Consider the following 10,572-nt stretch of genomic DNA (forward strand, 5'->3'; position numbering starts at 1 on the left):
TCCTGGCGCTGGACAAGCAGGGCCAGGTCGGCGCGTATGCGTTGCACCGCGGCTTCGTCTATGCGGTCTGCGACACCGATCGCCAGGACGACCTGCGTGATTCCGCCTCGGTCTACACCAGCGAGCAGACCTGAGCATGGCGCGCCGGCTGCTGGAAATCGCCTCCAATTCGGTTGCCTCCGCGTTGGCCGCGCAGGCTGGTGGGGCTGATCGCATCGAGTTGTTCGACAACCTCGCCGAGGGCGGCACCACGCCGTCGTACGGCAGCATCGCCGTGGCCCGCGAGCGCCTGCGCATTCCGTTGTTCGTGTTGATCCGCGCGCGCCCCGGTGACTTCCACTACGGGGCGCTCGAGGCGGAGATCATGCTGCGCGATATCGCCCACTGCCGGCAGCTGGGCTGCGATGGCGTGGTGATCGGCGCGCTGGACGCCGACGGCAACGTGGATACGGCGCTGTGCCAGAGGCTGGTGTCGGCCGCCGGGCCGCTGCAGGTGACGTTCCATCGCGCCTTCGATGACGCGCGCGACCTGCGGGCCGCGCTGGAACAGGTGATCGCCCTGGGGTGCCAGCGGGTGCTGACCTCGGGTGGCCAGGGCAGCGCGGAAGCGGGCGCGGACACGCTGGCCGCGCTGGTGGCGCAGTCGAACGCACGCATCAGCGTGATGGCCGGCGCAGGGCTCAACGCACGCAACATCGCCGCGGTGGCCGCACGCACGGGTTGCGTCGAACTGCACGCGTCGGCCAAGGCCGCGCAATGTTCGGCGATGCGCCACCACAACCCGGCCCTGGTGGGTCTGTCGCCGGATTGGACCGTTACCGATGCCGGCGAAGTCGCCGCGTTGCGCGCCGCGCTGGATGCGATCTGACGAAGTGGCGGGTGCAGCCACCCATGGGGTGGCTCTACCGGGGCTCGGATGCGTCCAGCCACCCGTGGGGTGGCTCTACCGGGGTTCGGATGTATCCAGCCACCCATGGGGTGGCTCTACCGGGGCTCGGATGCGTCCAGCCACCCATGGGGTGGCTCTACCCGATTCGACCGCGCGCCTCATTCCTGCGCGCCGCACGGCGGTAGAGCCACCCCATGGGTGGCTGCTCCGTGAGCGTGCCCGCCGCGGGACGGTGACGGCATTACGCGACCACAAAAAACGGCAGCCACCTGTACCAGCGCGGCTGCCGTGGAGGACCGTTGCCCCGCCCGGAGGCGGGGGCGGGTGACGCTTAGAACTTGTAGTTCACGCCGAAGTACAGCTGGCGGCCGGTGTAGGTGTTGGAGATCAGGCGTGCCTTGCTGTCGCCGCCGAGGTAGATGCGCTGTTCGGACTTGGTGGCATTCAGCACCGAGGCCGTGAACGTCAGGGCTTCGGTGAAGTTGTAGGCCACGTTGAGGTCCAGCTGGTCGTACGGCTCGGAGTACTGAGTGAGGCCGTTGTTCAAGCCGCCGACGACTTCGCCGCGACGGTTGTATGAGGCGCGTGCCAGGAACTTCTCGTTCTCGTAGAAGAAGGTGAGGTTGGCCTGGTTCTTGGCGCTGCCCACCAGCGGCGATGCGCCGATTTCCTCACCGTCCAGCACGATCGAGGCCAGGTTGGTGTCGTTGTAGGTGTAGTTGGCCTGCACGCCAAAGCCCATGTCGAAGGTGTACTGGCCATACAGCTCCACACCCTGCGACACGCCATCGCGCGCGTTGGCTTCGGTCTCGTACTTCTGCACCGTCACCGTCTGGCCGCCCACCGTCATCTGCTGGTCGCGCACCACCGGCACCGTGAAGTTGCCCACGTCCTTGCGGAACAGGGCCGCACCGGCGACCGCACCCGGCTTGAAGTACCACTCCAGGCCGATGTCGTACTGGGTGGCCTTGAACGGTTCCAGGTTCTTGTTGCTGCCATGCCCGTACCAACCGGGCGTATCGGTGCCACCGGCGACGCGACGGTCGTTGCTGTACTCCTCACTCACATAGCTGAGGCTGCCGGGGGCGGCGATGCTGGTGTAGCCCGGGCGGGCGATGACCTTCGACGCGGCGCCACGCAGCACCAGGTTGTCGGTGATGTCCCAGGCGATGTTGAAGCTCGGCAGGAAGTCGGTGTAGGTGCGGTCCAGCGAGGCGAACTCGTAGGTCTTCTCACGCGCCAGCCCGTCCGGCAGCCGCACGAAGCCGCTCTGGCAGACGTAGCCGGTGTTGGACGCGATCAGCGGGGCGGCGGCCGGGTCGTTGCAGCCCATCGGTGCGCCAGCGGCGTTGTCCTGGAAGTAGTCGTTGAAGCGTTCCACCGAATCACTCGACTCGGCGAACTGCTGGGTGCGCACCACGCGCACGCCGACGTTGCCGCGCAGGCGCTCGGTACGGAAGTTGGCCTGGAAGTAGCCGGAGTAGATCTTCTCGTTGACGTTGTAGACGAAGTCGTCTTCCTTGCGGCTGTACGAACCACCGTACTTGTCGTTGAGGTAGTTGATGTAGGCGGGGTAGTTGATGCCCGGGAATACATTGGCGTTGAAGCCGCCGGCAATGTTGCTGATCGGGTTGGACAGGAAGAACCCGGGCTGGGCGACGCCGGCGGTGGAGTCGCAGCCGGCCTGGTAGCGGTTGTTGTCGTAGTCGGCCGGGTCCTTGCCATTGCACACCCAGTAGGTGTTGCCGGTGTTGCGGTGTACTTCGCCATCACGATACTTGGCGCCGAACTGGATGGAGTCCAGCCAGCCGCTTTCGAACATCTTGGTGACGTCGGCCTGGAAGTAGTTCTGCTTGACGCTGGTCTGCATCCACGATGACCCGGTGGAGCCGGTGTCGATCTCGGCGATGCCGGCCATCAGCTGGTCCTGCAGGTTCGGCGAGAAGGTCACGCTTGGCGTGCCGGTCAGGTCCCAAGCGGTGTAGCTGTTGCCGGACTGCCACACGCCGTCCACCTGGCGGCGCGGCTTGGCCGACATGCCGAAGTTCATCGACGGACCGCCCTCGGACCAGGTCCGGCCACCGGTGAAGGACGCCTTCCACAGCGGGCTGATGTCCCAGTCGATGGTCAGGTCAGCGGTCTGCGAGAGCGCCTTTTCCTTGCTGTAGGTACCGGTCAGCTGCGGGGTGGGGATGGTGCAGTCATCCGGGCCCCAGCCACCGGGAGCCATGCCGGCGGCGGCGGCCTGTTCTTCGCTGCAGTAGTAGGTTTTGCCGGCCAGCTTTTCGTACTGGGCGCCGGTGACGATGCTGCCGCTGGGGTCGAAATTCATGCCGTTGAGCAGGCGCCCGCCGGCCCAGTTGCCGTCGCCGTTGAAGCGCGCCAGGTTCCATTCGGGAACCTTGAGCATGTTCTGGGTGTAGTTGCCTTCCAGCTCGAAGCGGAAGTAGTTGGCGGTCAGGGTCAGGTTGTCGATCGGCTTGAACTGGAACGTGAACTGCCCGCCGGTACGCTCGCGCTTCTCCTCCTTCACGGCGAAGTTCACCGAGGTGGGCATGAAGAACTCGCTGTAGTTGCGTCCGCTCTGGTCGTTGAAGCCCGACTGGCCCCACCAGTAGTGGATGCCGTCCTGGCTCAGCACGTTGCCATGGGCATCCACCGCATCGGTGCCGTTGCCATACCACTGATAGTCTTCAGTGCTCACCTGCATGGTGCGGCTGGTGCGCTTCTGCTTGGTGGCGCCGATCAGCACGCCGAAGCGCTCGTCTTCGCTGTGCCAGGAGTACAGCGCGGAGGCCTGCGGGTCGACGTCGTGGCTGGTGTCCGACGAGGTGCCTTCCAGGTTGACGTAACCGGAGTTGCTTTCCATCTCGAGCGGGCGGCGGGTGTGCAGGATCACCGTACCGCCGATGCCGCCTTCGTCGATGCGCGCTTCCGGCGATTTGAACAGCTCGGCGCTGGACAACATGTTGGACGGCAGCAGCGTGTAGTTGAACGACCGGGTGGCCTCGTTGTTGGTTTCCGAGGTGGCCACGTAGTTGCCGTTCAACTGGGTCAGGGTCAGGTCCGGTGCCAGGCCGCGCACGCTGACAGTCTTGCCTTCGCCGCCGCTGCGTTCGATCACCACGCCCGGCACGCGCTGCAGCGCGTCGGCCACGTTCTTGTCGGGGAACTTGCCGACGTCTTCGGCGGTGATCACTTCGACCACGGCGTTGGCGTCGCGCTTCTGCTGCAGGCTCTTTTCGATGGCGTAGCGATAGCCGGTGACGTTCACGCTATCGAGCGTGGTGGCCTCCGGCGACGAAGCGGGGCCGGCCTGCTGTGCGAACACACTGGCGGGCACCATCGCGGCGGCGAACAGCGCGGCGGTAATGGCGGCCGACAGCGTGTCGCGGTTGCGCATGCGGGACATCTTGTTCATTCCACTCTCTCCCTCTCCTGGATTGAAACGGTGGCGATACGTTGTTGAATCGATCTAATGTTTTGGGAGGGCTGTTGCCAGCGTTGAACTCCCGTGCGTCCCGCATGCAGCCTGGTGGGCCCCCACCCACCGCTCCGGCAATCGTGACCGTTTGAAGTTGGATCGATCTAAACGATTGGCGGGCAATTTTTAGCACGGGCGGAGCGGGGACGCATGCTGCTTCGCAATATGGTCAGGAAGGACCGGGAACCGCGCCGGTAGCGTCATTCCGATGAAAACGTTTTCTTGCGCGGACGGGAGCGCGCCGGGTGCGGGACGCGGACCGGGCGGTCCGGGCGCACCGGCAGGCCGCCGGCGGCGTGGCTCGAACACATGTCGCCATGGGTCCGGGATTCCGCTGTGGGGGCAGGGCGTTCAACGACGTGCGGACCGAAGCTCCAGGCGCGGCAACTGCGGGTCTCGGCACCCGGCCGGGTAGAAAAGAGGCCACGCCATGTTGCGCCGCAGAATGCATCCGCCGAAATCTCCGTGCTTTACTTGAATCGATCTAAATTCACGGCAACGTGGATCTGGACCGGTGCCAGCGGGGGAATGGCTGGCACGCCGCGGCGGACATCCGCCGTGCCTTTTTCCGTCTGCCGTACCGACATCGACCCACAGGATCCACGCATGCGCCGACTGCCGTCCGTCATCGCCGTTACCCCGTTGCGCCGCCCGCTGCCGCGCCTGGCCTGCCTGCTCGCGCTGGCCTTCGCGCCGGTCCTGCAGGCCGCCGCCCCGGTCGCGCTGGAGCGCGAGGTCAACACCTTCATCGGCAGCAAGGATGACGGCAATACTTTCCCGGGGGCGTCGGCCCCGTTCGGCCTGATCCAGGTCAGCCCGATCGGCGAGCACTACGCCGGCTGGCGCTACGACGACCCCAAGATCCGCGGGTTCGGCCATTCGTTCCTGTCCGGGGCCGGGTGCTGGGAGCAGGGCGGCCAGGTGTCGGTGCTGCCGGTCACCGGCAGCATCGGCAAGGGCGGGGACTTCAACACCGACGATGCCAAGAGTTTCGACCACAAGCGCTACGCGTCCCCGTACACCCACGACGGCGAGATCGGCCAGGCCGGCTACTACAAGGTGCGCCTGACCGGCTACGGCGGCATCGATGCCGAGGCCACCGCGCGCACCCGTGCCGCCGCCGAGCGCTACACCTTCCCGGTCGACGCCGGCACCGGCCATCTGCTGGTCAACGTGGGCCAGGCCAACGAGCGCCATTCGGTGATCGGCAGCGTGATCGACGTGGTGGGCGATCGCGTGGTGGAAGGCAAGCTGGTTACCAAGAGCTTCTGCGGCGGCCACCAGTACACCACCTGGTTCCGCCTCGAGTTCGACCGCCCGTTCAAGGCGTTCGGCACCTGGGGCGAAGAAGGCGGCCTGGCCGGCGCGCGCCACCGCATGGAGGGCGAACAGAAGCCCAGCGGCGCCTGGTTGAGTTTCGATACCGGCAAGAACCGCGCGGTCACCGCGATCAGCGCCATCTCGCACGTGGACGCAGAAGGCGCGCGCAACAACCTGCGCAGCGAGGGCATGCAGGGCGGCAAGCTGCTCGGTTTCGAGCAGATGCGCAGCCAGTCGCAGCAGCAGTGGCGCCGCGAGCTGGCCACGACGCGCGTGCAGGGCGGCACCCGTGACGACCGCACCGTGTTCTATTCGGCGCTGTACCACGCGCTGCTGCAGCCGCTGACCGGCAGCGACGCCGACGGCCGCTACCGTGGCTACGACGACGCGATCCATCGCGCCGACGGCTGGACCTACTACGAGTACTTCTCGCTGTGGGATACCTATCGCGCACAGAACCAGTGGCTGGCCCTGACCCGCCCGCAGGTGGCGCGCGACATCGGCCGCAGCCTGCTGGCCATCAACGAACAGGGGGGCTGGCTGCCGCGCTGGGGTTACGCCAATTTTGAAACCAACATCATGACCGGCGACCCGGTCACCCCATTCCTGGTCGACCTGTGGCGCTTCGGCGCGCTGGCCGGGCGCGAGGGCGAGGCCTACACCGCGCTGCGTCGCAACGCCTTCGAGCAGCCGCCGCTGAACTCGCGGCATGCCGGCCGGTCGGGCAACCCCGGGTACGTGGACAACGGCTACGTCGCCTACGACCGCGCGTTCCCCTCCAAGGGCATGGACGTGGACCCGCACCACGGCGGCTCGGCCACGCTGGAATACGCCCTGGCCGACTGCGCGCTGGCGCAGATGGCCGACGGCCTGGGCCATGCCGACGATGCCAGCACGCTGCGCGCGCGTGGCGGCAACTGGCACAAGGTGTGGGACCCGCAGGTACGCGATGAGGAGACCGGCATGAGCGGCTTCCCGCGTCCGCGCATGGACGACGGCAAATGGTACGTGCCGTCCGATGGCCACTACAGCCCGCGCTCGCACCATGGCTTCCATGAAGGCACCGCGTGGCAGTACCAGTGGCTGGCGCAGCAGGACGTGCCGGGGCTGGTGCAGGCCATGCACGGCCGCGAACAGGCCGGCAAGCGACTGGATGCGTTCTTCGCCTACGACGCGCTGGTGCAGTCGCCGCTGACCGCCGCGCGCAAGGAATGGGTGGTGGGCCCGTACAGCTACTACAACCAGTACCGCTACAACCCCAACAACGAGCCGGACCTGCACGCGCCGTGGATGTACACGCTGATTGGCCAGCCGTGGAAGACCGCCACCGTGGTGCGCGCCGCGCAGCAGCTGTTCACCAACGCCCCCAACGGCGTCACCGGCAACGATGACCTGGGCACGATGTCGGCGTGGTACCTGTTCAGCGCGATCGGTCTGTACCCGGCGGTGCCGGGCAGTGGCCAGTTCCTGCTGCACACCCCGCGCTTCACCCAGGTGGAGGTGGACCTGGGCACCGGCCGCACGCTGACCCTGGCCGCCGACGGTGCCGATGGGCGCACGCTGCAGTATGTGCAGGGCGTGCGCGTGGACGGCAAGGACCATGCCCCGGTGTGGCTGGACTGGGCCCGGCTGCAGCAGGGCGGTCGCATCGATTTCGCGCTGGCTGCGCAGGCGCCCACCCGCGGCTGGGGCACCCAGGCCGAGGCGCTGCCGCGCTCGTTCTGCGCCACCCCGGGGGCGGTGCTGGAATGAGGCGTTGCATCGGCTGCGGTCACGATCCGGCTGCCTGCAGGGGCGCGGTCCGCTGGCCGATGCGATCGTTTACGCTTGCCGGATGACAAGGACCGGGCAGACACCATGAACGACAAGGTCAAACCAGCGGGCAAGGGCACGCGCGCCGTCACCGTGACCGATATCGCCGAAGCCATCGGCGTGTCGCGGGCGACCGTGTCGCTGGTGCTGCGTGGCAGCCCGTTGGTCAATGTCGACACCCGCGCCAAGGTCGAGGCCGAGCTTCGCCGCCAGCGCTATGTCTACAACCGCGGCGCGGCCAACCTGCGCCGCCGCACCTCGTCCAGCGTAGCCCTGGTGATCAACGACCTGTCCAACCCGTTCTTCGCCGAATTCGCCTCCGGGGTGGACGAAGCGCTGGGTGCGAAGGGTTTCGTGACCCTGCTGGGCAGCACCGGCGAATCGCCGCAGCGGCAACAGGCGGTGCTGACCACGTTGATGGAACACACCCCGGCCGGGTTGATCCTGTCGCCGGCCGAAGGCAGCGATGCAGCCGAACTGCGCCAGGTGCTGGGCTTCAACGCCAACGTGCTGCTGTTCAACCGCGAGCCGCCGGGTGCCGACTGGGATTTCCTGACCCTGGACAACCAGCAGGGGGCCTACCTGGCCACCCGCCACCTGATCGAACGCGGGCACGAGCGCATCGCCTTCTTCGGTGGCCATGCCGATTCCAGCTCCTGCCACCAGCGCCGGTTGGGCTACGCGCAGGCACTGGCCGAAGCGGGCAGGGAGCTGCATCCGGACTGGCTGATCGAGTCGGCCCCCAGCCGCCTGGAAGCCGCGGCGCGCAGCGAAGAACTGTTCGCGCGCGTGCCGTCGCCGACGGCAGCGGTCTGCTACAACGACAGCGTTGCACTCGGGCTGATGCTGGGCCTGGCCTCGCGCGGGGTGCGCCCCGGCGTGGACTTCGCCGTCACCGGTTTCGACGATATCTCCGAAGCAGCGGTGGCCTTGCCGCCGCTGACCACGCTCACCGTGAACCCGCGCGAGCGCGGCCGCCAGGCGGCCGAACTGCTGCTGCAGCGCCTGGACCATCCCGACGCCGCGCCACAACGCACCGTGGCGCCCGTGCAACTGCGCATCCGCGCCAGCAGCGGCCCGGTGGCCGCGTGATGGCGTTTCCCTTTACCTGCCCGCGCAACGAGGCGCGTACCTGAATGCCCATTTCTCCAACGCCCCGACTGCCTGCCTCGTCATCGTCCGCGCCCGTGGTCAACACGCGCATGGCCCTGGCCGTGGCCACCACCATCTTCTTCATGTGGGGATTTCTGACCTGCCTCAACGACATCCTGATCCCCCACCTGAAGGCGGTGTTCGAACTGAACTACGCCAAGGCGATGCTGGTGCAGTTCACCTTCTTCGGCACCTACTTCCTGATGTCGCTGCCGGCCGGGCGGCTGGTGGCGCACCTGGGCTACAAGAAGGGCATCGTGGCCGGCCTGGCCATCGCGGCCGTTGGCGCACTCGGCTTCTGGCCGGCCGCCGAACTGCGCGTGTATGAAGCCTTCCTGGGCGCACTGTTCGTGCTGGCCACCGGCATCACCGTGCTGCAGGTGGCCGCCAACCCGTACGTGGCGCTGCTGGGGCCGGAACAGACCGCTTCGAGCCGGTTGACCCTGGCCCAGGCGTTGAACTCGCTGGGCACGGCGATCGCGCCGATCTTCGGCGGGCTGCTGATCCTCGGCAACACGGTCAAGAGCGCCGATGAGATCGCCGCGCTGCCCTCGGCCGAGCAGATCGCTTACCGCGTGCAGGAAGCGCAGTCGGTGCAGGGCCCGTACGTGGGCCTGGCGATCGCGCTGGCGCTGCTGGCCATCTTCGTTTACCTGTTCCGCCTGCCGGCGCTGACCGAAACCACCGAACAGGCCGACAGCGGCACGCATACCCTGATGGATGCGCTGCGCCACAAGCACGTGCTGTTCGGCGTGCTGGCGATCTTCTTCTACGTGGGCGCCGAAGTGTCGATCGGCAGCTTCCTGGTGAACTACCTGTCGATGCCGTCCATCGGGGGCTTCACCGAGCAGCAGGCCACCCATTACGTGTCGGCGTACTGGACGCTGGCGATGATCGGACGTTTTGCCGGCTCGGCGATCATGACCCGGTTCTCGCCGCGCCTCCTGCTCACCCTGTTCGCGGTGGTCAACGTGGTGCTGCTGGCGCTGACCATGCTCGGCTCGGGCCACGTGTCGCTGTATTCGGTGGTGGCGGTGGGCCTGTTCAACTCGATCATGTTCCCGACCATCTTCGCGCTCAGCATCGAGCGCCTGGGTCCGCTGACCAACAAGGCCTCCAGCCTGTTGATCATGGCCATCGTGGGCGGCGCCGTGGTGCCGTACCTGCAGGGCGTGCTGGCCGACCATATCGGGCTGCAGCCGTCCTTCATCCTGCCGCTGGTCTGCTACGGCTACATCATTTTCTATGGCGTGTCGGGTTCGCGCCCGAGCGCCGCATTCCGCCAGGGAGCCTGAGGCCCGAATGAGCAAGATTGTCTGTTTCGGCGAAATTTTGATCGATCTACTTGCCCAGCCGCCGGCCACGCCGGACACCCCGCGCGCGTTTCTGCAGTACGCCGGCGGGGCGCCGGCCAACGTCGCCGTCGCGGCGGCACGCCTGGGGGCCGACACCCATTTCGCCGGCATGCTCGGCCAGGACATGTTCGGTGACTTCCTTGCCGAGAGCCTGGCCGACGCCGGCGTGGCCACCGACTGCATCGTGCGCACCGACGCAGCCAAGACCGCGCTGGCGTTCGTGGCCCTGGACGCACACGGCGAGCGCAGCTTCAGCTTCTACCGCCCGCCGGCGGCGGACCTGCTGTTCCGCAGCAGCCATTTCCATCCCAACTGTTTCGCCGGTACGCGCAGTTTCCATGTGTGTTCCAACAGCCTGACCGAAGCGGAGATCGCCGAAGCCACGCTGGACGGCATGCGCCGCGCGCGCGCCGCCGGTGCCATGGTCAGCATCGACCTCAACCTGCGCCCGGCGCTGTGGCCGGCGGGCGTGGACCCGCTGCCGCGGCTGTGGGAAGCGCTGCAGCTGGCCGAGCTGGTCAAGCTGTCGCGCGAGGAACTGGATTATCTGGCCGCCTTCC

The 10,572-nt window shown here is 67.2% G+C and carries 5 protein-coding genes and 2 pseudogenes; 6 read left to right on the forward strand and 1 reads right to left on the reverse strand.

From position 1 onward, the window contains the following. Positions 1–134 (forward strand): annotated as a pseudogene (locus DBR34_RS22435) (N(4)-(beta-N-acetylglucosaminyl)-L-asparaginase); the annotation flags it as partial. Positions 135–136: 2 nt separating this feature from the next. Next, the gene (locus DBR34_RS08690; protein ID WP_128096495.1) at positions 137–868 is read left to right on the forward strand and encodes a copper homeostasis protein CutC; all 732 of its coding nucleotides are present in this window, start codon (positions 137–139) and stop codon (positions 866–868) included. A 352-nt stretch (positions 869–1,220) separates the two neighbouring features. Here DBR34_RS08690 and DBR34_RS08695 read toward each other — a convergent pair whose 3' ends face one another. Next, positions 1,221–4,310, reverse strand: a complete 3,090-nt coding sequence (locus DBR34_RS08695) for a TonB-dependent receptor (RefSeq protein WP_128096496.1) — start codon at positions 4,308–4,310, stop codon at positions 1,221–1,223. A 669-nt stretch (positions 4,311–4,979) separates the two neighbouring features. Between DBR34_RS08695 and DBR34_RS08700 the strand changes: the two genes are divergently transcribed. From DBR34_RS08700 to DBR34_RS08715, 4 genes and pseudogenes are all read left to right on the forward strand, one after another. Beyond that, entirely contained in the window at positions 4,980–7,445 is a 2,466-nt protein-coding gene (locus DBR34_RS08700; RefSeq protein WP_128096497.1) for a GH92 family glycosyl hydrolase, read from the forward strand. 105 nt (positions 7,446–7,550) lie between these two features. Then, positions 7,551–8,597, forward strand: a complete 1,047-nt coding sequence (locus tag DBR34_RS08705; RefSeq protein ID WP_128096498.1) for a LacI family DNA-binding transcriptional regulator — start codon at positions 7,551–7,553, stop codon at positions 8,595–8,597. A gap of 68 nt (positions 8,598–8,665) precedes the next feature. Next, positions 8,666–9,952, forward strand: coding sequence for an L-fucose:H+ symporter permease (gene fucP, locus DBR34_RS08710; protein WP_258223769.1), 1,287 nt, complete (start codon positions 8,666–8,668; stop codon positions 9,950–9,952). A gap of 7 nt (positions 9,953–9,959) precedes the next feature. After that, a pseudogene (locus DBR34_RS08715) lies at positions 9,960–10,572 on the forward strand (PfkB family carbohydrate kinase); the annotation flags it as partial.

Origin of the sequence: Stenotrophomonas sp. HMWF003 (genome assembly GCF_003061285.1) — a bacterium.
Taxonomy (GTDB): domain Bacteria; phylum Pseudomonadota; class Gammaproteobacteria; order Xanthomonadales; family Xanthomonadaceae; genus Stenotrophomonas; species Stenotrophomonas maltophilia_AP.